The following is a 23,915-nucleotide window of genomic DNA, read 5'->3' on the forward strand; positions in this document are numbered from 1 at the left end:
ATGGCCGACGAGGAGACGCTGCGCGAGCACCTCAGGTGGGTCACGACCAACCTGCACCAGACGCGCCAGCGGCTGCAGGCGGTCGAGGACGCCGAGCAGGAGCCGATCGCGATCGTCGGCATGGGGTGCCGGCTGCCCGGGGGCGTCCGGTCGCCGCAGGACCTGTGGGACCTCGTCGCCGCGGGCACCGACGCCGTCACCGGGTTCCCCGAGAACCGCGGCTGGGACCTCGACGCGCTGCGCGACCCCGACCCGGACCGGCCCGGCACCTCGCACACCGCGTCCGGCGGGTTCCTGCACGACGTCGCCGAATTCGACGCCGAGTTCTTCGGCATCTCCCCGCGCGAGGCCCTCGCCATGGACGCCCAGCAGCGCCTGCTGCTGGAGACGACCTGGGAGGCCATCGAACGGGCCCGCATCGACCCGGCGTCGCTGGCCGGCTCCGAGACCGGCGTCTTCGTCGGCAACACCGGTCAGGACTACGCGAACCTCATGCGCGGCGCCGGGGACGCCGTCGAAGGGCACCTGCTGACCGGCACCGCCACCGCCGTCGTCTCCGGGCGGCTCGCCTACTTCCTCGGCCTCACCGGTGCCGCCGTCACGGTCGACACCGCGTGCTCGTCTTCGCTGGTCGCGCTGCACTGGGCATGCCACGCGCTTCGCCGCCGTGAGTGCTCGCTCGCCCTCGCCGGCGGCGTGACCGTTCTGTCCACGCCGGCGGCGTTCGTCGCCTTCAGCCGCCAGCGCGGCCTGGCCGCCGACGGCCGCTGCAAGTCCTTCGCCGAGGCCGCCGACGGCACCGGCTGGGGCGAGGGCGCCGGCATGCTGGTGCTGGAACGCCTGTCCGACGCCCAGCGCAACGGCCACCCCGTCCTCGCCGTCGTCCGCGGCTCCGCGGTCAACCAGGACGGCGCCTCCAACGGCCTCACCGCGCCCAACGGCCCCGCGCAAGAGCGCGTGATCACCGAGGCCCTGGCCGGCGCGCGGCTGTCGGCGAAGCAGGTCGACGCGGTCGAGGCGCACGGCACCGGCACCGTCCTCGGCGACCCGATCGAGGCGCAGGCCCTGCTGGCCACCTACGGTCGCGCCCGCACCGGCGACGACCCGCTGTTCCTCGGTTCGCTGAAGTCGAACGTCGGCCACACGCAGGGCGCCGCGGGCGTCGCCGGCGTGATCAAGATGGTCATGGCGATGCGCCACGGCGTCCTCCCGCGGACGCTGCACGTCGACGCCCCGACCTCGCACGTCGATTGGGCGTCCGGCGGCGTCCGGCTGCTCGACGAGGCCCGCCCGTGGCCCGAGACCGGCGAGCCGCGCCGCGCGGGGGTGTCCGCCTTCGGCATGAGCGGCACCAACGCGCACGCGATCCTCGAAGCCGCTCCGGAAGCCGAAGAGCCCGAAGCGGCCGCCGCCGGGCCGGTGCCGTGGGTCCTCTCCGCACGGACCGCCGACGCGCTGCGAGCCCAGGCCGCCGCGCTGGCGGCGCACGACAGCAAAGACACCGCCGGCATCGGGTTTTCCCTGGTCACGACCCGTACGACGTTCCCGCACCGCGCGGTCGTGGTCGGCGATCTGCCCGCCGGCCTGACCGCGCTGGCCGAGGGCACGCCCGCGGCGAACGTCGTCACCGGGGAAGCGGGTGCGCCGGGCAAGGTCGCGCTGGTCTTCCCCGGCCAAGGTTCGCAGTGGGCGGGGATGGCCCTGGACCTCGCGGAGTCGTCGCCGGTGTTCGCGGCCCGGCTCGACGAGTGCGCGACGGCCATCGAGTCCTTTGTGGACTGGCGGCTCCGCGCGGTGCTGGCGGACGCGGAAGCGCTGACCCGGGTGGATGTCGTGCAGCCGGCGCTGTTCGCCGTGATGGTCTCCCTCGCCCAGCTGTGGCGTTCGTTCGGCGTGGTGCCGGACGCGGTCGTGGGTCACTCGCAGGGTGAGATCGCGGCCGCCGTGGTCGCGGGAGCGCTTTCTCTCGAGGACGGCGCACGCGTGGTCGCGTTGCGCAGCAAGGCGATCCTCGCGCTGGCCGGTGGTGGCGGCATGGTGTCCGTCGCCGCCTCCCTCGAAACCGTCGAGGAGCGGCTGATCGACGGAGTGTCGGTCGCGGCGGTGAACGGCCCGGCCGCGGTGGTGGTGTCCGGTGCGCCGGAGGCCCTGGACGAGTTCACGGCGACCTGCCGCACCGACGACATCCGCGTGAAGCGGGTGCCGGTGGACTACGCGTCGCACTCGGCGCAGGTCGAGCAGCTGCGTGACGAGCTGCGAGAGGTGCTGGCCCCGATCACCCCGCGCGATGGCGAGATCGCCTTCATCTCGACGGTGACGGGCGAGTGGAACGAAAGCGTCGACGCCGAGTACTGGTACACCAACCTGCGCAGCACCGTCCGTCTCGACACCGCGGTCGAGCGGTTGAAGGACGAAGGCTTCGGGACGTTCATCGAGGCCTCGCCTCATCCGGTGCTGACGATGGCACTCGGCGAAGACGTCGTCGCGCTGGGCTCGCTCAGGCGTGACGACGGGGGACTGACCCGCTTCCACACCGCGCTCGCCGAAGCGCACGTCCACGGCGTCGACGTCGACTGGACCCCGGCCTTCGCCGGCGCACGCACCACCGACCTCCCCACCTACGCCTTCCAGCGCGAACGCTTCTGGCCCGACGTCATCGCGGACCCGGGCGACGCGGGCGCGCTCGGCCTCAGCGCCACCGGGCACCCGCTGCTCGGCGCCGCCGTCGCGCTGGCCGCCGGGGACGGGCTCGTCCTCACCGGCCGCGTTTCCCCGCAGACCCAGCCGTGGCTCGCCGACCACGCCGTGCACGGCACGATCCTCCTGCCCGGCACGGCTTTCGTCGAACTCGCCGTCCAGGCCGGCGACCGCGCCGGCTGCGGCACGGTCGAGGAGCTCACCCTCGAAACCCCGCTCACCCTCGGCGCGCGCGACACCCGCGCGCTGCAGGTCTGGGTCGGTGTGGCCGACGAGACCGGCCGCCGCGCCGTCGAGGTGCACTCGCGCCGCGACGAGGACGACCCCTGGATCCGCCACGCCGCCGGCGTCCTCGCCGCCGGTACCCCCGAAGCCGGGTTCACCCTGGACTCCTGGCCGCCCGAGGGCGCGGCCAGGATCGACCTCGACGGGTTCTACGACGGCCTCCGCGCGGCGGCCGGCTACGAGTACGGACCCGTCTTCCAGGGCCTGCGCGCGGCCTGGCGCCGCGGCGACGAGATCTTCGCCGAGGTCGAACTCCCCGAGACACCGGACGCGGCCCGCTTCGGCCTCCACCCGGCCCTGCTGGACACCGCCCTGCACCCGCTCGCGCTCGTGTCCACAGGGGACGGACAAGCCCGGCTCCCGTTCGCCTGGACGCGGTTCGCCCTGCACGCCACCGGGGCCTCCGCGCTCCGCGTCCGGCTGACCCGCCGTGGCACCGACGAAATCACGGTCGAGGTCGCCGACCCGGCCGGCGCCCCGGTCGCGTCCGCCGAGTCCCTCGCGTTCCGGCCGTTGCCCGCCGGTGGTCTGGACCGGGCCGCCGACGACCTGTACGTCGTCGGCTGGACCGAGGTCCCGGAAGCCGGCGGCACCGGCGCCGTCTTCGAAACCCTGACCGGCGCGCCGGTCCACCAGGTGCTCGGCCTCGTCCAGGACTGGCTCGCCACCGAGCGCGCCGAGGTGCTCGTCTTCGTCACCAGCGGCGCGGTCGCGGTCCACGACGGCGAAGCGCCCGACCCGGACCTCGCCGCCGCGTGGGGCCTGGTGCGCTCGGCGCAGTCGGAGCACCCCGGCCGGTTCGCACTGCTGGACACCGACAACCCGGACCACCCGGTCGTCCCGCCCGAGCCGCAGGCGGCCGTCCGCGACGGCCGCGTGTTCGCGCCCCGGCTCGCCCGCGCCACCGCCACCGGCGAGACGCCGGACTGGGGCGACGGCGACGTGCTGGTGACCGGCGCTTCGGGCGTGCTCGGCGGGTTCGTCGCCCGGCACCTCGCCCGGGAGCACGGCGTCCGGCGGCTGGTGCTGCTCAGCCGCCGCGGCGCGCAGGCGCCCGGCGCGGCCGGACTTGCCGCGGACCTCGCCGCCGCGGGCACCGAGGCCGTCTTCGCCGCGTGTGACGCGGCGGATCGTGACCGGCTCGCCGAAGTGCTTGCCGCGCACCGGGTTTCCGCCGTCGTGCACGCCGCCGGTGTCCTCGACGACGGCGTCGTCGAGGCCCTGACCCCCGAGCGGCTGGACGGGGTCCTGCGCCCCAAGGCCGTCGCCGCCCGCAACCTCGACGAGCTGACCGGCGACCTCACGGCGTTCGTGCTGTTCTCCGCCGCCGCGGGCACCACCGGCGGCAGCGGGCAGGGCAACTACGCCGCCGCCAACGCCTACCTCGACGCCCTCGCCCAGCGGCGCCGCGCGGCCGGGCAGCCCGCCGTGTCGCTGGCCTGGGGGCTGTGGGCCGAGGCCAGCGGCATGACCGGGCACCTCGACGACCGCGCGCGGGACCGGCTCGGCCGCTCCGGCGTCCGTCCACTCGAGACCGCGCACGGCCTCGAGCTGTTCGACCGGGCCGTCGTCGCGGGCCCGGCCGCGCTCGTCCCGATCGCGCTCGACGCCGCCGCGTTGCGCCGTCAAGCCGCCGATGGCACGGTTTCGCCGCTGTTCCGCGGGCTCTTCCCGCCGGTGCGGCGGACCGCCGCGGCCGGGGGCCACGCGCTGGAAGAACTCACCGAAGAAGGCCTGGTCGAGCTGGTCCGCACGCAGGTGGCGGCCGTGCTCGGGCACGCGTCGGCGCAGGCGGTCGACCCGGGCCGCGCGTTCAAGGACCTCGGCTTCGACTCGCTGACCGCGGTCGACCTCCGCAACCGCCTCGCCGCGGCCACCGGCCTGCGGCTGCCCGCGACCCTCGTGTTCGACCACCCGACCCCGGCGGTGCTCGCCGCCCACCTGGCCGGGCGGACGAACCGGACCGCCGTCACGCGCACGACCGGGGCCGACGAGCCCATCGCGATCGTCGCGATGAGCTGCCGGTACCCGGGCGGGGTCGCCTCGCCGGACGACCTCTGGCAGCTCGTCGCCGAGGGCCGCGACGCCGTTTCGGTGTTCCCCGCGGACCGCGGCTGGCCGGTCGGCGACCTCTTCGACGACGACCCCGCGCACGGCGGCACCTCGTACGCCCGCGAAGGCGGGTTCCTCTACGACGCCGCCGACTTCGACGCGGAGTTCTTCGGCATGTCCCCGCGCGAGGCGACCGCCACCGACCCGCAGCAGCGGCTGCTGCTGGAGATCGCGTGGGAGGCGTTCGAGCGCGCCGGCATCGTGCCGGATTCGGTGCGCGGCAGCCGGACCGGCGTGTTCGCCGGCGTGATGTACCAGGACTACGCGACGCGGCTGTCGAACGTCCGAAGTGGACTGGAAGGCTACGAGGGCTACCTCGGCAACGGCAGCGCGGGCAGCGTCGCCTCGGGCCGGATCGCGTACGCGTTCGGCCTCGAAGGCCCGGCGATCACGGTGGACACGGCGTGCTCGTCGTCGCTGGTGGCCCTGCACCTGGCGTGCCAGTCGCTGCGGCAGGGCGAGTGCGATCTGGCGCTGGCGGGCGGTGTCGCCGTCCTGTCGACGCCCGCGCTGTTCGTCGAGTTCAGCCGTCAGCGCGGGCTCGCGGCGGACGGCCGCTGCAAGTCGTTCGCCGACGCCGCCGACGGCACGGGCTGGGGCGAAGGCGCCGGTCTGCTGCTGGTGGAACGGCTTTCCGACGCCCGCCGCAACGGCCACCCGGTGCTCGCGGTCGTCCGCGGTTCGGCGCTCAACCAGGACGGTGCGTCGAACGGCCTCACCGCGCCGAACGGCCCGGCCCAGCAGCGGGTCATCCGCCAGGCACTGGCGAACGCGGGCCTGACGACGTCCGAAGTGGACGCGGTCGAGGCGCACGGCACCGGCACGACCCTCGGCGACCCGATCGAGGCGCAGGCACTCCTGGAGACCTACGGCCAGGACCGCCCGGAGCCGCTGTGGCTGGGCTCGCTCAAGTCGAACATCGGCCACACCCAGGCGGCGGCCGGCGTCGGCGGCGTGATCAAGATGGTGATGGCGATGCGCCACGGCGTGCTGCCGCGGACGCTGCACGTCGACGCGCCGTCGTCCCATGTGGACTGGACGGCCGGGTCGGTGGAGCTGCTCACGGAGCCCCGCGAGTGGACGGCCGACCGGCCGCGGCGGGCGGCGGTGTCGTCGTTCGGGGTGAGCGGCACGAACGCACACGCGATCCTGGAACACGTTCCCGAAGCCGTGGCCGCGTCCGTCGTGGACGGTCCGGTTCCCTGGGTGCTCTCCGGCCGGACGCCGGAGGCGCTGCGGGCGCAGGCTGCCGCACTGCTCGACCGGGCGGACCTTCCGGCGGCCTCGGTCGGGGCGGCGCTGGTGACGGCGCGGTCGCTGTTCCGGCACCGCGCGGTCGTGGTCGGCGATCTCGCCGGTGGTCTCACCGCGCTCGCGGAGGGCGCTCCCGCGGCGAACGTGATCACCGGCGAGGCGAATGCGCCGGGCAAGGTGGCGCTGGTCTTCCCTGGGCAGGGTTCGCAGTGGGCCGGGATGGCGCTCGAGCTGGCGGAGTCGTCGGCGGTGTTCGCGGCCCGGCTGGACGAGTGCGGTGCCGCCTTGGAATCCTTTGTGGACTGGCGGCTCCGCGACGTGCTGGCCGACGCGGCCGCACTGAACCGCGTCGACGTGGTCCAGCCCGCGTTGTTCGCCGTGATGGTCTCCCTCGCCGAGCTGTGGCGCTCGTTCGGCGTCGTCCCGGACGCGGTCGTCGGCCATTCGCAGGGCGAGATCGCGGCCGCCGTGGTCTCCGGCGCGCTCTCGCTGGAAGACGGCGCCCGGGTCGTGGCGCTGCGGAGCAAGGCGATCCTGGCGCTGGCCGGCGGTGGCGGGATGGTGTCGGTCGGCGCCTCCGTCGAAACCGTGGAAGAACGGCTGATCGACGGGGTTTCCGTCGCGGCGGTCAACGGCCCGGCCGCCGTGGTGGTGTCCGGGACGCCGGAAGCCCTGGACGAGTTCATGGCCGCCTGCCGCGCGGACGGCATCCGGGTCAAGCGGGTGCCGGTGGACTACGCGTCCCACTCGCCGCAGGTCGAGCAGCTCCGCGACGAGCTGCGAGACGTCCTGGCTCCGATCAGGCCCCGCGAAGGCGAGATCGCCTTCATCTCGACGGTGACCGGCGAGTGGAACGAAGAAGTCGACGCCGAGTACTGGTACGCCAACCTGCGCAGCACCGTCCGTCTCGACACGGCGATCGAGCGGCTGAAGAGCGAGGGCTTCGGGACGTTCATCGAGGCCTCGCCGCACCCGGTGCTGACCATGACGCTCGGCGAAGACGTCGTCGCGCTGGGAAGCCTCCGCCGCGACGACGGTGGCCTCGCCCGCTTCCACGCCGCGCTCGCCGAAGCGCACGTCAACGGCGTCCGCGTCGACTGGACGCCCGCGTTCCCCGACGCGGTTCCCGCCGAGCTGCCCACTTACGCCTTCCAGCGCGAGCGGTACTGGCTCGACGTCCCCGAAGCCGGGCCCGGCCACGCCGATCCCGCGGAGCAGCGGTTCTGGGAGGTCGTCGGCGACCAGGACGTCCCGGCCTTCGCGGGCGTCCTCGACCTCGCCGAAGACGCCCCGCTCGACGCCGTCCTGCCCGCGCTGGCGAAGTGGCGCAGCCGTCGCCACGACGAGTCCACAACGGACTCTTGGCGCTACCGCATCGCCTGGCGTCCCCTCACGACGACGCCGGCTCGCCTCACCGGCCGCTGGCGCGTCGTCGGAGACGGCGACGACGTCCGCGAGGTCCTCGCCGCCCACGGCGCCGAGATCGTCGAGGACGACGAGAACCTGACCGGCGTGGTGGCCGTCCGCCCCGACGCCGCGACCACCCTCGGACTGACCCGCGTCGACGCCCCGCTGTGGCTCCTCACCGAAGGAGCCGTGGCCGCCGGGCCGGACGACGGGCCCGACCCCGCGCAGGCGCAGGTCTGGGGCCTCGGCCGGATCGCCGGGCTCGAACACCCGGCCCGCTGGGGCGGCCTGGTCGACCTGCCGCCGTCCCTCGACGAAACCACCGGCGCCCGGCTGGTCGCGGTGCTGGCCGGGACCACCGGCGAAGACCAGGTGGCCCTGCGCGCGTCCGGCGTCTTCGCCCGGCGGCTCGTCCACGCCGAGAGCGGCGAGCCCGCGCGGCGGTGGCGACCCGAGGGCACGGTGCTCGTCACCGACGCCGACGGCCACGCGGCCGTCCGGCTCGCTCGCTGGCTCATCGACCGGGGCGCCACGCGGATCGTGCTCGCCGCGGCCGCGCTGCCCGGTGTGGAAACCTTGCGAGACGCCGAAGTGATCGAGGCGTACTGCGACGTCGCCGACCGCGAGCAGCTGGCCGCGGTGCTCGAAGCCCACGGCCCGGTCCGGTCGGTGTTCCACACCGCCGCCGTCACCGACCTGGCGCCGCTCGACGAAACCGGACCGGACCTGCTGGAACGCGCGTGCCGCGTGAAGGCAGGCGCGGCCGACCACCTCGACGCGCTGCTGCCCGACGGTCTCGACGCGTTCGTGCTGTTCTCGTCCATCGCCGCGGTCGTCGGCAGCGGCGCCCACGGTGCCTACGCGGCGGCCAACGCCCACCTCGACGCGCTCGCCGAGCGGCGCCGGGCTCGCGGGGCGACGGCGACCTCGATCGCCTGGGGCGTCTGGGATGCCGACGAAGGCGTCGACCGCGCCCGCCTGGTCGCCGAGGGCGTCCCGCCGCTCGACCCCGAGCTGGCGCTGACCGCGCTCGGCCGGGCCCTCGACCACGACGACACGACCGTGGTCGTCGCCGACGTCGACTGGGCACGCTTCGCCCCGGCCTTCACCGCCGCCCGGCCGCGCCCGCTGCTCGCCGAGATCCCCGAGGCCGTCGAGGACACCCCGGTCCAGACCTCCGGGTTCGCCGCGCGGCTCGCCGGGTTGAGCGCGGCCGAAGCCCACCGCGTGCTGACCGATCTGGTCCGCGCACAGGCCGCGGTCGTGCTCGGGCACGCGTCCCCGGCCGGGGTCGACGTCGAACGCGCTTTCTCGGAACTGGGCTTCGACTCGCTGACGGCGGTCGAACTGCGCACCCGGCTCGCCACCGCGACCGGCCTGCGGCTGCCCGCGACCCTCGTGTTCGACCACCCGACGGTCACCGTCCTCGCCGGGTACCTCGGCGAGCTCCTCGGCACCGGCGGGAAGTCCACTCAGGACACCGCGGCCGGGATCGCCGCCGACGAGCCGATCGCCATCGTCGGCATCGGCTGCCGGTTCCCCGGCGGCGTCCGCTCGCCCGAAGACCTCTGGCGGCTGGTCGCGGCGGGCGGCGACGGCATCACGCCGTTCCCGGACGACCGCGGCTGGGACCTCGAGCAGATCTACGACCCCGAACCCGGCACCGGCGGCAAGAGCTACGCTCGCGAGGGCGGGTTCCTCGCCGACACCACGCGGTTCGACCCCGGCTTCTTCGGCATCTCGCCGCGCGAAGCCCTCGCGATGGACCCGCAGCAGCGGCTGCTGCTGCAGACGTCGTGGGAGGCGTTCGAACGCGCCGGGCTCGACCCGCTTTCCGTGCGGGGCGACCGGATCGGAGTGTTCGCCGGCACCAACGGCCAGGACTACCCGGCGCTGCTGGAGCGCTCGACCGAGCAGCTGGAAGGGCACGCGGGCGTCGGCAACGCGGCCAGCGTCGTGTCCGGGCGGCTGTCCTATGTGTTCGGTCTGGAAGGCCCCTCGCTGACGGTGGACACGGCGTGTTCGTCGTCGCTGGTGGCGCTGCACCTCGCGGTGCAGGCGCTGCGGCGCGGCGAGTGCACGATGGCGCTGGCCGGCGGCGCGACGGTGATGGCCACCCCGGGCATGTTCGTCGACTTCAGCCTGCAGCGCGGCCTCGCCGCGGACGGCCGCAGCAAGGCGTTCGCCGAGGCCGCCGACGGCGCCGGGTTCTCCGAGGGCGCGGGCATGCTGCTGGTGCAGCGCCTGTCGGACGCTCTACGTGACGGCCGTCGCGTGCTGGCCGTGGTGCGCGGTTCGGCGGTGAACTCCGACGGCGCGTCGAACGGACTGACCGCGCCGAACGGCCCCTCGCAGCAGCGGGTGATCCGCGCGGCCCTCGCGGACGCGGGGCTGACCCCGTCCGAAGTGGACGCCGTGGAAGCGCACGGGACCGGGACGACCCTCGGCGACCCGATCGAAGCCCAGGCCCTGCTCGCGGCTTACGGCCAGGAGCGCGACGAACCGCTGTGGCTGGGTTCGGTCAAGTCGAACCTCGGGCACACGCAGGCCGCCGCCGGTGTCGCCGGGATCATCAAGGTGGTCATGGCGATGCGCAACGGCGTCCTGCCGAAGACGCTGCACGTCGACGCGCCTTCGTCCCATGTGGACTGGACGGCCGGTGCGGTCGAGCTGCTGACGGAGTCCCGCGAGTGGACCTCCGAGCGGCCCCGCCGGGCGGGCGTCTCGTCGTTCGGCATCTCCGGCACCAACGCGCACACGATCCTCGAACAGGCGCCGGACGTCGTCGCCGAGGAGCGCGAGCCGGTCGCCGGCCCGGTGCCGTGGGTGCTGGCCGGCCGGACCGAGGCCGCGCTGCGCGATCAGGCCGCCGCCCTCGCCGCCCTCGACGCGGATCCGGCGGACATCGGGTTCTCCCTGGCGACCGCTCGCTCGCGGTTCCCGTACCGCGCGGTGGTGCTCGGCGCCGACGCGCTGACCGCCGTGGCCGAGGGAACCCCCGCGGCGAACGCGGTCACCGGGCTCGCCGGAACACCCGGCAAGGTGGCGTTGGTCTTCCCGGGGCAGGGTTCGCAGTGGGCCGGGATGGCGCTGGACCTCGCGGAGTCGTCGCCGGTGTTCGCGGCCCGGCTGAACGAATGCGCGGCCGCCATCAGCTCCTTTGTGGACTGGCACCTGCGGGACGTCCTCGCCGACGCGGAGGCGCTGAACCGGGTCGACGTGGTCCAGCCCGCGCTGTTCGCGGTGATGGTCTCGCTGGCCGAGCTGTGGCGCTCGTTCGGCGTGGTCCCGGACGCGGTCGTCGGCCACTCGCAGGGGGAGATCGCCGCCGCCGTCGTCTCCGGCGCGCTGTCCCTCGAGGACGGTGCTCGGGTGGTGACGTTGCGCAGCAAGGCGATCCTCGCGCTCGCCGGACAGGGCGGGATGGTCTCGGTGGCCGCTTCCCGTGAAGCCGTCGAGGAGCGGCTGACCGACGGAATCGCCATCGCGGCGGTGAACGGTCCGGCCGCGGTGGTGGTCTCCGGCGAGCCCGAAGCCCTCGACGAGCTGATCGCGTCCTGCGAAGCCGAGGGCATCCGCGCCAAGCGGGTCCCGGTGGACTACGCGTCGCACTCGGCGCAGGTGGAGCAGCTCCGCGACGAGCTGCTCGACGTCCTGGCCCCGATCAAGCCACGTGAAGGCGAGATCGCCTTCATCTCGACGGTGACCGGCGAGTGGAACGAAAGCGTCGACGCCGAGTACTGGTACACCAACCTCCGCAGCACCGTTCGCCTCGACATCGCGGTCGAGCGGCTCAAGAGCGAGGGTTTCGGGACGTTCGTGGAGGCGTCCCCGCACCCCGTCCTGACGATGGCGCTCGGGGACGACGTCCTCGCACTGGGTTCGCTGAGGAGGGACGACGGCGGCCTGCCCCGCTTCTACACCGCGCTCGCCGAAGCGCACGTCAACGGCGTGCGCGTGGACTGGACCCCGGCGTTCCCCGGCGCCCGGCTCACCGACCTGCCCACCTACCCCTTCCAGCAGGAGCGGTACTGGCCACAGTGGACGGCCGTGACCGCGGGCGACGCCGGCGGGCTCGGCCTCACCGACGCCGGGCACCCGCTGCTCGGGGCCGCCGTGACCGTCGCGGGCACCGGTGCCACCCTGCTCACCGGCCGGCTTTCGCTGAGCACCCACCCGTGGCTCGCCGACCACGCGGTCGGCGACACCGTGCTGCTGCCGGGCACCGCGTTCGTCGAGCTCGCGGTGCGGGCCGGCGACCAGGTCGGCTGCGCCACCGTCGAAGAGCTGACCCTGCAGGCGCCGCTGGTCCTGCCCCGCCGCGGCGGCGTCGCCGTCCAGGCCCGGGTCGAAGCCGCCGACGAGCACGGCCGCCGCACGGTGACCGTCCACTCGCGACCGAACGACGACGTCGACTGGACCCAGCACGCCGAAGGCATCCTGGCGGTCGGCGCGGAGCCGGGCACGACCCTGACGGCGTGGCCGCCCGCGGGCGCGGAACCGTTGCCGGTCGAGGGCCACTACGACACCCTCGCCGGGCACGGCTACCGCTACGGCCCGGCGTTCCAGGGCCTGCGCGCGGCCTGGCGGCACGGCGACGACCTCTACGCCGAGGTCGTCCTGCCCGACGACCAGCGCGCCGACGCGGCCCGGTACGGCCTGCACCCGGCCCTGCTCGACGCGGCCTTGCACCCGATCGGCCTGACCAGCGCCCAAGCCGGCGCCCGGCTGCCGTTCGCGTGGACCGGCGTCCGGCTCTACGCGACCGGCGCGACCACCCTGCGCGTCCGGCTCGGGGCGCTCGGCGCGGACGGCGTCTCGGTCGCCGTCGCCGACGAGAGCGGTGCTCCGGTCGCCGAGGCGGAATCGCTGGTCATGCGGCCGATCTCGGCCGGGCAGCTGGCCGCCGCCGCGGACAACGGCACCGACTCGCTCTTCACGCTGACCTGGCAGCAGGTGGACACCGAGCCCGCCGCTCCGGCCGTGCCGCTCGGCGAACCCGGTCCGGTGGCGTACAAGGAGTTCCGCGGCGACGTGACGGCGGAGGCTTTGCAGACCCTGCAGGACTTCCTGGCCGGCGAGCACGACGGAAAGCTGGTGCTGGTCACCGGATCGGCCGTGGGTGAGGCACCCGCCGACCCCGAAGCGGCCGCCGTCTGGGGCCTGGTCCGCTCCGCGCAGTCGGAGCACCCGGGCCGGTTCGTGCTCCTGGACGTCGACACCCCCGAGAACCTCGCCACCTGGGCCGGCGTGGCCGCCGCGTCCGGCGAACCCCAGCTGGCGTTGCGCGGCGGCGAATTCCACGTCCCGCGGCTGGCGCGGGCGACCCCACCGCGGGAGGAGCACACCTGGAACCCGGAGGGAACCGTGCTCGTCACCGGCGCGAGCGGCGTCCTCGGCGGCCTGCTCGCCCGGCACCTGGTGACCGTCCACGGCGTCCGCCACCTGCTGCTGCTCAGCCGCAGCGCACCGGCCGCCGCCGAAGAGCTGTCCGGTGCGTCGGTGACGGTCCTCGCGTGCGACGTCGCCGACCGCGCCGCCCTCGAAAGCGCGCTGGCGACCATCCCCGCCGAGCACCCGCTGACCGCGGTGGTGCACGCCGCCGGCGCGCTCGACGACGGCGTCCTCGAAGCGCTGACGCCGGAGCGGCTCGAGACCGTGCTGCGGCCCAAGGCCCTGGCGGCGCGGCACCTGCACGAGCTGACCGCGCACCTGAACCTCGACGCGTTCGTGTTGTTCTCCTCCTTCGCCACGACGATGGGCGGCGCGGGCCAGGCCGGCTACTCCGCGGCCAACGCCTACCTCGACGCCCTCGCCCAGCACCGCCGGGGCCGGGGGCTGCCCGCGACCTCGCTCGCGTGGGGGCTGTGGGAGACCCGCAGCGGCCTGACCGCGCACCTCGGCGACGACGACGTGTCGCGGCTGGGCCGGTCCGGCGTCCGCGCGCTGCCGACCGCCCGCGCGCTGCGGCTGTTCGACCTCGCGGTGAGCACGGGCGAGCCGCTGCTGATGCCGGTCGCGCTGGACCTCGCCGCCTGGCGGGCCCGGGCCGAGGTCCCGGCGCTGCTGCGCGGGCTGGTCCGGACGTCTTCGCGGCGGGCCGTGCGCGACGGGGTCCCGGCCGGGCCCGGCCTGTCCGAGCGGCTCGCGGGCCTGCCGGAAGCCGAGCAGCTCCGCGTGGTCGACGACGTGGTGCGGGCCCAGGTCGCGGCGGTGCTCGGCTACGCGTCGGGCAACGCCGTCGAGGCCGGGCGCGGCTTCCTCGACCTCGGCTTCGACTCGCTGACCGCGCTGGAGCTGCGCAACCGGCTCAACGCGGTGACCGGGCTGCGGCTGCCCGCCACGCTGATCTTCGACTACCCGAACCCGGACGCGCTCACCAAGCACCTCTGCGCCGAACTGCCCGCGGGCGGGGCGAAAGCGGCGTTGCCCGTCCACGCGGAACTGGACCGGCTGGCCGCGGTGCTCGCCGCGACCGAACCCGGCGCGGGCGAGCGCGACCTGATCACCGAGCGCCTGCGCGGGCTGCTGGCCCGCTGGACCGCGACCGACGACAGCCGGGACGAACCCGGCACGGAACTGGCCGACGCCACCGCCGAGGAGATCTTCGACCTCCTCGACGACGAACTGGGGATGTCCTGAATGTCGAACGAACAGAAGCTCCTGGACTACCTCAAGCGGGCCACGGCCGATCTGCGCGAGGCGCGGCGGCGCCTGAAGGAGAACGAGGACCGCGCGCAGGAGCCGGTCGCCATCGTCGGCATGAGCTGCCGGTTCCCCGGCGGCGTCCGCACCCCCGAACAGCTGTGGGACCTGCTCGCCGCGGGTGAGGACGCGGTCGGGGCGTTCCCCGCCGACCGCGGCTGGGACCTCGAGGCGCTCTACGACGAGGACCCGGGCAGCGCGGGCACCAGCTACACCCGGGAAGGCGCTTTCCTGGCCGACGCGGCCGACTTCGACGCCGGGTTCTTCGGTATTTCGCCGCGCGAAGCCCTCGCGATGGACCCGCAGCAGCGGCTGCTGCTGGAGGTGTCGTGGGAGGTGCTGGAGCGGGCGGGCATCGACCCGACGTCCGTGCGCGGCGAGAAGGTCGGCGTCTACGCGGGGGTGATGTACCAGGACTACGCGGCCCGGCTGCTGCTCGCGCCCGAGGTGTTCGCGGAGTTCGAGGCGCACCTGGGCAACGGCAGCGCGGGCAGCGTCGCCTCCGGCCGGATCGCCTACACCCTCGGCCTGGAAGGGCCCGCGGTCACCATCGACACGGCGTGCTCGTCGTCGCTCGTCGCCCTGCACCTGGCCTGCCAGGCGGTCCGGCTCGGCGACTGCTCCCTGGCACTGGCCGGCGGCGTCACGGTGATGGCCACGCCGGGCACGTTCACCGCGTTCAGCCGCCAGCGCGGGCTCGCCGCGAACGGCCGCTGCAAGCCCTTCGCCGACGCCGCCGACGGCACCGGCTGGGGCGAAGGCGCCGGCATGCTGCTCGTCGAGCGGCTGTCCGACGCGCGCCGCAACGGGCACCCGGTGCTCGCCGTCGTCCGCGGCTCCGCGGTCAACCAGGACGGCGCCAGCAGCGGCCTGACCGCGCCGAACGGGCCGTCGCAGCAGCGGGTCATCCGGGCCGCGCTCGACCGCGCCCAGCTGTCCGCCGAGCAGGTCGACGCCGTCGAAGCGCACGGCACCGGCACCACGCTGGGCGACCCGATCGAGGCGCAGGCACTGCTGGCCACCTACGGCCGCGCCCGCGCCGCCGACCGGCCGTTGCTGCTCGGCTCGGTCAAGTCCAACCTCGGGCACACCCAGGCCGCCGCCGGTGTCGCCGGGATCATCAAGTCCGTCCAGGCCATGCGGCAGGGCCTGCTGCCGAAGTCGCTGCACATCGACGCGCCGTCGTCCCAAGTGGACTGGAGCGCCGGCGAGGTCCGGCTGCTCACCGAGGCGACGCCGTGGCCGGAGACCGGGCAGCCGCGCCGGATCGGCGTTTCGTCGTTCGGCGTCAGCGGGACCAACGCGCACGTCATCCTGGAGCAGTCGCCGGAGGAACCCTCGCACCCGGAGCGGGTCCCGTCGGGGCCGGTGCCGTGGGTGCTGTCGGCGGGTTCGCCGGAAGCGTTGCGGGCCCAGGCATCCGCGTTGCTGGAGCACGACGGCGACCCGGCCGACGTCGGGTATTCGCTGGTGAAGTCGCGGGCGCTGCTGAGCCACCGCGCGGTCGTGACCGGGGAGGGCGGGCTCGCCGCGCTCGCCGTCGGTGAGCCGAGTCCCGCCGTGGTGACCGGGGAAGCGACCGCCCGCGGCAAGGTGGCGCTCGTGTTCCCGGGGCAGGGTTCGCAGTGGGCCGGGATGGCGCTGGAACTGGCCGCGTCGGCGCCGGTGTTCGCGGCCCGGCTCGACGAGTGCGCGGTGGCTCTGGAGTCCTTTGTGGACTGGTCGCTGCGCGAAGTGCTCGACGACGCGGACGCGCTGGGCCGGGTCGACGTGGTCCAGCCCGCCCTGTGGGCCGTGATGGTGTCGCTGGCGGCGCTGTGGCGTTCGTACGGCGTCGTCCCGGACGCGGTGGTGGGGCACTCGCAGGGTGAGATCGCCGCCGCCGTCGTCTCCGGTGCGCTGTCCCTTGAGGACGGTGCTCGCGTGGTCGCGCTGCGCAGCAAGGCGATCCTCGCGCTGGCCGGCCGGGGCGGGATGGTCTCGGTCGCGGCTCCCCTCGGCGAGGTCGAGGCGCGGTTGACCGAGGGGCTGTCGATCGCGGCGGTGAACGGCCCGGCCGCCGTGGTGGTCTCGGGCGAGCCGGGTGCCCTCGATGCGCTGATCGTGTCCTGCGAGGCCGACGGTGTCCGCGCGAAGCGGGTGCCGGTGGACTACGCGTCGCACTCGGTGCAGGTCGAGCAGCTGCACGACGAACTCCACGAGGTCCTGGCGCCGATCACTCCTCGCGCGGGCGAGATCGCCTTCATCTCGACGGTGACGGGGGAGTGGAACGAAAACGTCGACGCCGGGTACTGGTACCGGAACCTGCGCGGCACCGTGCGGCTGGACTCGGCCGTCGAGCGGCTGAAGAGCGAGGGGTTCACCTCGTTCATCGAGGCGTCGCCGCACCCGGTGCTGACCATGGCGCTGGGCGAAGACGTCGTCGCGCTGGGCAGTCTGCGCCGCGACGACGGCGGGCTCACCCGGTTCCACACCGCGCTGGCCGAAGCGCACGTCAACGGCGTCGCCGTCGACTGGACCCCCGCGTTCCCCGAAGCCCGGGTCGTCGATCTCCCGACGTATGCCTTCCAGCGCAAGCGGTACTGGCTCGACGCGCCGGTCAAGCCCGCCGCCGGTGACCCCGCGGACGCCCGGTTCTGGACCGCCGTCGAGGGTGAGGACGTCGGTGCGCTGGCCGAGCTGCTCGGCGTCGGCTCCGAGACGTCGTTCGCCGAGCTGCTGCCCGCCCTCGCCCGCTGGCGCCGGCTCCGCCAGGAGAAGTCCACTGTGGACTCCTGGCGCTACCGCGTCGAGTGGAAGCCGCTCGCCGAGCCGGCCGCCGCGACGCTGTCCGGCCGCTGGCTCGTCGTCGTCACGCCCGGCACCGACGCCGCCGACGTGACGAGTGCCCTCGCGGCCGCCGGTGCCGAGCCCGAAGTGGTCGAGTCGGCCGGCGACCTCACCGACGTCGCCGGCGTGGTGTCCCTGCTGCCCGACGCGCCCAGCACCCTTCTGCTGGTGCAGGCGCTGGCCGGGAGCACCGCACCGCTGTGGCTGCTGACGCGCAACGCCGTCGCCGCGCTGCCCGGCGACGCCGTACCCGGCGCGGACCCCGCGCAGGTCTGGGCGCTGGGCCGGGTCGCCGGCCTCGAACACCCCGAACGCTGGGGCGGGCTCGTCGACCTGCCCGCCACCCTCGACCGGCGGGCCGCCCGCCGGCTGAGCGCCGTCCTCGCCGGGCTCGACCACGAGGACCAGGTCGCCGTGCGTGCGTCCGGCGTCTTCGCGCGCCGGCTCGCGCACGCCCCGAGCGGCGAACCGGCCCGGAAGTGGCGTCCCGAAGGCACCGTGCTCGTCACCGGCGGGACCGGTGCGCTCGGCGGGCACGTCGCCCGCTGGCTGGCCGGTGCCGGCGCGGAGCACCTCGTGCTGGTCAGCCGCCGCGGCGCGGACGCTCCTGGCGCCGAAGCGCTCGAAGCGGACCTGACCGCTCTCGGCGCCGAAGTCACCTTCGCGGCCTGCGACCTCGCCGACCGCGACGCCGTGGCCGCCCTGGTCGACGGGCTCGAAGTGCGTGCCGTCGTGCACACCGCGGGCCTGCCGCAGGCGGGCACCATCGCCGACACCGGCGTCGAAGACTTCGCCGAGGTGCTCGCGGCCAAGGCCGCCGGGGCCGATCACCTCGACGAGCTGCTCGGCGACGACCTCGACGCGTTCGTCCTCTTCTCCTCCAACGCTGGCGTCTGGGGGAGCGCGGGCCAGGGCGCCTACGCCGCCGCGAACGCCCACCTCGACGCGCTCGCCGCCCGCCGCCGCGCGGCCGGCCGGACCGCCACCGCGGTGGCCTGGGGTTCCTGGGCCGGCGACGGCATGGCGGGCAGCGCCGAGGCGAAGGAGCACCTGCGCCGCCGCGGCCTGCGGGAGATGAACCCGAAGCTCGCGATCGCCGCGCTGCAGCACGCCCTCGACGCCGACGACACCTTCGTCGCCGTCGCCGACATGGACTGGCCGCGGTTCGCCGACGGGTTCACCGCCGCCCGCCGCCGCCCGCTCATCGAAGACCTCCCGGAAGTCCGTGACCACCTCGCCGCCGAGGCGGTCGTCACCGAGGTCGGGTCCGGACTCGCCGAAGAGGTGCGGGGGCTCGGCCCGCGCGAGGCCGCCCACCACGTCCTGGACCTCGTGCGCGCCCAGGCCGCCGCCGTGCTCGGGCACGACTCGGGTGCCGCCGTCGCCGCCGACCGCGCCTTCCGCGAGCTCGGCTTCGACTCCCTGACCGCAGTGGAACTCCGCAACCGGCTGACGACGGTGACCGGTGTCCGCCTCCCGGCCACCGTCGTTTTCGACCACCCGCACCCGCGCGCGCTGGCCGAGCACCTCCTCGGCGAGGTGTCCGGGACCGGGACCGCCGCCGCGGGCCCGGCCACGGCCGCCGCGTCGGACGAGCCGATCGCGATCGTGGCCATGGGCTGCCGCTACCCGGGGGACGTGCAGTCGCCCGAGGACCTGTGGCGCCTGATCGCCGAGGGCGCGGACGGCGTCGGCCCGTTCCCGGCCGACCGCGGCTGGGACCTGGCCGCGCTGTACGACCCGGACCCGGCGAACCTCGGCACCAGCTACACCCGCGAGGGCGGGTTCATGACCACGGCGGCCGCGTTCGACGCCGGGTTCTTCGGCATCTCGCCGCGCGAGGCGCTCGCCATGGACCCGCAGCAGCGCGTCCTGCTCGAGACGTCGTGGGAGGTGTTCGAGCGGGCGGGCATCGACCCGGATTCGCTGCGCGGCAGCGGAACCGGCGTGTTCGTCGGCGCGACGTCGTCCGGCTACGGCGTCGGCGCGCGCGACGAGTCCGGCGGCTCCGAGGGCTACCTGCTGACCGGCAGCGCCCCGGCCGTCGTGTCGGGCCGCCTGTCCTACACGTTCGGCCTGGAGGGGCCGGCGGTCACCGTCGACACGGCGTGCTCGTCGTCGCTGGTGGCCCTGCACCTGGCGTGCCAGGCGCTGCGGCAGGGCGAGTGCTCGATGGCGCTCGCGGGCGGGGTCACGGTGATGGCGCACCCGGCGGCGTTCGTCGAGTTCAGCCGTCAGCGCGGGCTCGCCGAAGACGGCCGCTGCAAGTCCTTCGCGGACGCGGCCGACGGCACCGGCTGGGGCGAAGGCGTCGGCCTGGTCCTGCTGGAGCGGCTGTCCGACGCGCGCCGCAACGGGCACACGGTCCTCGCGGTGGTGCGCGGGTCGGCGGTGAACCAGGACGGTGCGTCCAACGGCTTGAGCGCCCCGAACGGTCCCTCGCAGCAGCGGGTGATCCGGGCGGCACTGGCGAACGCCGGACTGTCCACTTCGGACGTCGACGCGGTCGAGGCGCACGGCACGGGCACCCGGCTCGGCGACCCGATCGAGGCGCAGGCCCTGCTGGCGACGTACGGCCGCGACCGGGACCGGCCGCTGTGGCTGGGATCCCTGAAGTCCAACATCGGGCACACGCAGTCGGCGTCCGGCGTGGCGGGCGTGATCAAGATGGTCCTCGCCATGCGGCACGGCGTCCTGCCGCGGACGCTGCACGTCGACACGCCGTCGTCCCAAGTGGACTGGACGGCGGGATCGGTCGAGCTGCTCACCGAGGAGCGGCCGTGGGAATCCGACGGCCCGCGCCGGGCCGCGGTCTCGGCGTTCGGGGTGAGCGGGACGAACGCGCACGTGGTCCTCGAGCAGGCCGACGCCGTGGTGGTCCCGCCTGCCGGGCCCGACGCGACGCCGCCGCTCGTGCCGCTGTCGGCCCGGAGCGGCACCGCGTTGCGGGCGCAGGCCGCCCGGCTCCGGGGCACGGACCTGGCGCCGCGGGATCTCGCGTACTCCTTGGCTTTCACGCGTGCCACGCACGACCAGCGCGCGGTGCTCGTCGCGTCCGGTGACGAGATCGACCGCGCGCTGGGCGTCCTCGCCGAGGGTGGCACCGACGCCGCCGTGGTCACCGGCACGGCCGACCGCGACGGCTTGCTGGCCGTGCTGTTCACCGGCCAAGGCGCCCAGCGCGTCGGCATGGGCCAGGAGCTTCACGCGCGCTTCCCGGTCTACGCCGAAGCTTTCGACGCCGTGCTCGCCCACTTCGATCCGGCCCTGCGCGAGGCCCTCACCGACCCCGGGCTGCTGAACCGCACGGAGTTCACGCAGCCCGCCCTGTTCGCCGTCGAAGTCGCGCTCTACCGCCTGGTCGAGTCCTTCGGTGTCCGCCCGGACTTCGTGGCCGGCCATTCGATCGGCGAGATCTCGGCCGCACACGTCGCCGGTGTGCTGTCCCTGGACGACGCGTGCCGCCTGGTCGCCGCGCGGTCCTCGCTCATGCAAGCCCTCCCGGCGGGCGGCGCGATGGTGTCGATCGCCGCCCCGGAGTCCGAGATCGTCCTGACCGACGGGGTGTCGATCGCCGCGGTGAACGGCCCGGATTCGGTCGTCATCTCGGGCGACGAGGCTGCGGTGCTGGCGATTGCCGCGCAGTTCCCGAAGACCAAGCGGCTCAGGGTGAGTCACGCGTTCCACTCGCCGCTCATGGATCCGATGCTGGAGGAGTTCCGCGCGGTCGCCGAGTCCCTGACGTACCGCTCGGCGACGATACCGGTGATCTCGAATGTGAGCGGTGCTCTCGCCGAGCCGTTCACCGCGGAGTACTGGGTGCGGCACGTGCGGGAAGCGGTCCGGTTCGCCGACGGCGTCTCGACGTTGGAGGCCGCCGGGGTCGGGGTGTTCCTGGAGCTGGGCCCCGACGGCGTGCTCAGCGCGATGGTGCCGGGCACGGCCGTGGCGGCGATGCGCCGCGACCGCGACGAAGAACGCACCCTGTTCACGGCGCTGGCCCGGCTGCACGTCAGCGGCGTCGACCTGGACTGGGAGAGCCTCTACGCCGGCTCCGCGGGCCGGGCCGTCGCGCTGCCGACGTACCCCTTCGAGCACCAGCGGTACTGGCTCGAGCCCGCCCGGCCGCAGGCCGTCGCCGACACCGCCGACGCCGAGTTCTGGGCCGTCGTCGAGAACGGCGACCTGGCCCGCGACCTCGCCGTGGACCAAGACCTCGCCGTCGCGATCCAGCCCGCGCTCCAGGCCTGGCGCACCCGGCACCGCGAGGCGAGCACCCTCGAATCGTGGCGCTACCGCGTCGCCTGGCGGCCGCACCCGATCGGGGCCGACCGGCTGTCCGGCACCTGGCTGATCATCGGCACCGCGCCCGCCGGGATCGCCGAGGGCCTGGCCGAGCGGGGCGCGGACGTCGTCACCGCGCCCGTCGATCGGCTGCACGAAGTGGACGGCATCGCCGGCGCCCTCGCCTTCCCGGCGAACCTCGGCGAAGCACTCACCGTGCTGCAGGCCGACCTGTCCGGGCCGCTCTGGTGCGTCACCACCGAAGCCGTGCGCACCGCCCGCTCCGACGCCGCGCCCGACCCCGCGCTCGCGCAGGTCTGGGGCCTCGGCCGGGTCGCCGCACTGGAACTCACGGGCCGCGACGTCGGCCTCCTCGACCTCCCGGCCACCCTCGACGACCGCGGTCACGACCGTCTCGCGGGCCTGCTCGCCGCGGGCACCGCCGAGGACCAGGTGGCGCTCCGGGCGTCCGGCGCCTTCGTACCCCGGCTCGTCCGCGCCCCGGCCGGCACCGAACCCGGTGGCTGGGCCCCGTCGGGCACCACCCTGATCACCGGCGGCACCGGGGCACTGGGCAGCGCTCTCGCGCGGAAGCTCGCCGCGCGGGGTGCCCGGCACCTCCTGCTGCTCAGCCGCCGCGGACCGGACGCACCCGGTGCGGCCGAACTCGCGACGCACCTGCGTGACCTCGGCGCGGAAGCCGAGATCGTCGCGTGCGACGTCGCCGACCGCGCGGCCCTGGCCGCGGTCCTGGATGGACGGTCGGTGAGCGCGGTCTTCCACGCCGCCGGCTACGGCCGGTTCACGCCGATCGCCGAATCGTCCACCGAGGACTTCGCCGACGTCGTCAGCGCGAAGGTCGACGGCGCCGTCCACCTCGACGAGCTGCTCGGCGACGACCTCGAAGCCTTCGTGCTGTTCTCCTCGATCGCCGGCGTCTGGGGCAGTGGCCATCAGGGCGCTTACGCGGCCGCGAACGCGCACCTCGATGCCCTCGCCGAACGCCGCCGCGCCGCCGGGCTCGCCGGGACGTCGATCGCCTGGGGCCCGTGGGCGGGCGCCGGCATGGGCGCGTCCGAGGAGGGCGACGAACTGCTCCGCCGCCGCGGGCTCCTCCCGCTGGACCCGGAGCTGGGCCTGCGCGCCCTCCTGCAGGCCGTCGAGCTGGACGAGACGACCGTCGTCGTCGCCGACGTCGACTGGGCCCGCTTCGCGCCTTCGTACGCGGCCGCCCGGCAGCGGCCGCTCATGGCCGAGCTGCCCGAGTTCGCCGTGACCGAAGGCGAAACCACTCGCGGCACGGCCGAGCTGACCACCCGGCTGGCCGGGCTGCCCGCGCCCGAACGGCGTCGCGTGCTCCTCGACGTCGTGCGCGCCCGCGCCGCGGCGGTCCTCGGGCACGACGGCGCCGAGGCGATCGACCCGGTCCGGCCGTTCAAGGACCTGGGCTTCGACTCGCTCACCGCGGTGGAGCTGCGCAACGGCCTGGCCGCCGACACCGGCCTCGCCCTGCCCTCGACGCTGGTGTTCGACCACCCGACCCCGGCCGACCTGACCGACCGCCTGCTCGGCGAGATCTTCGGCGCCGGCGCCCCGGAACCGGGCGCGCCCGCGACCGTGGCCGAGGTCGCCGACGACCCGATCGCGATCGTCGCGATGAGCTGCCGCTACCCGGGCGGGGTCCGCTCGCCCGAGGACCTCTGGCGGCTGGTCGGCGAAGGCGGCGACGGCATTTCCGGCTTCCCCGACGACCGCGGCTGGGACCTCGGCGCGCTCTACGACCCGGACCCCGGCAAGAGCGGCCGCAGCTACGCCCGCGACGGCGGCTTCCTCCATGGCGTCGGCCAGTTCGACGCCGCGTTCTTCGGGATCTCGCCGCGCGAGGCGCTCGCCATGGACCCGCAGCAGCGGCTGCTGCTCGAGACGGCGTGGGAGCTGTTCGAGCGCGCGGGCATCGACCCGCATTCGTTGCGCGGCAGCAAGACCGGCGTGTTCGCCGGCACCAACGGCCAGGACTACGTCACCATGCTCGGCTCGGCGTCCGGTGTCGAAGGCCACCTGCTGACCGGCAACACCACGAGCGTCATCGCCGGGCGCGTCTCCTACACCTTCGGTCTGGAGGGGCCGTCGGTCGCGGTCGACACGGCGTGCTCGTCGTCGCTGGTCGCGCTGCACCTGGCCTGCCAGTCGCTGCGCCAGGGCGAGTCCACGATGGCCGTCGCCGGCGGCGTCACGGTCATGTCGACCCCGGGCGCGTTCGTCGAGTTCAGCCGCCAGCGCGGGCTGGCCCCGGACGGCCGGTGCAAGCCGTTCGCCGAGGCCGCCGACGGCACCGGCTGGGC

The 23,915-nt window shown here is 74.9% G+C and carries 2 protein-coding genes (1 of these 2 running past the window's edge); both read left to right on the forward strand.

All coding sequences use genetic code 11. The features are described from left to right. A complete protein-coding gene (locus ACLJQM_RS28505) occupies positions 1-14,397 on the forward strand; it encodes an SDR family NAD(P)-dependent oxidoreductase (protein WP_410633430.1) in 14,397 nt (4,798 codons plus the stop codon). Beyond that, a protein-coding gene (locus tag ACLJQM_RS28510; RefSeq protein WP_410633431.1) for a type I polyketide synthase crosses the window boundary here: on the forward strand, positions 14,398-23,915 show its 5' portion. The gene runs 5,599 nt beyond the window's last position; only the first 9,518 of its 15,117 coding nucleotides appear in the window; its start codon is at positions 14,398-14,400; the stop codon falls past the right edge of the window.

Source organism: Amycolatopsis sp. cmx-4-83 (assembly GCF_046548815.1).
Classification (GTDB): Bacteria; Actinomycetota; Actinomycetes; order Mycobacteriales; family Pseudonocardiaceae; genus Amycolatopsis; species Amycolatopsis pretoriensis_A.

Coding starts and splice junctions, on each gene's coding strand:
- ACLJQM_RS28505 (WP_410633430.1), top strand. CDS start 1: ATGGCCGACGAGGAGACGCTGCGCGAGCACCTCAGGTGGGTCACGACC.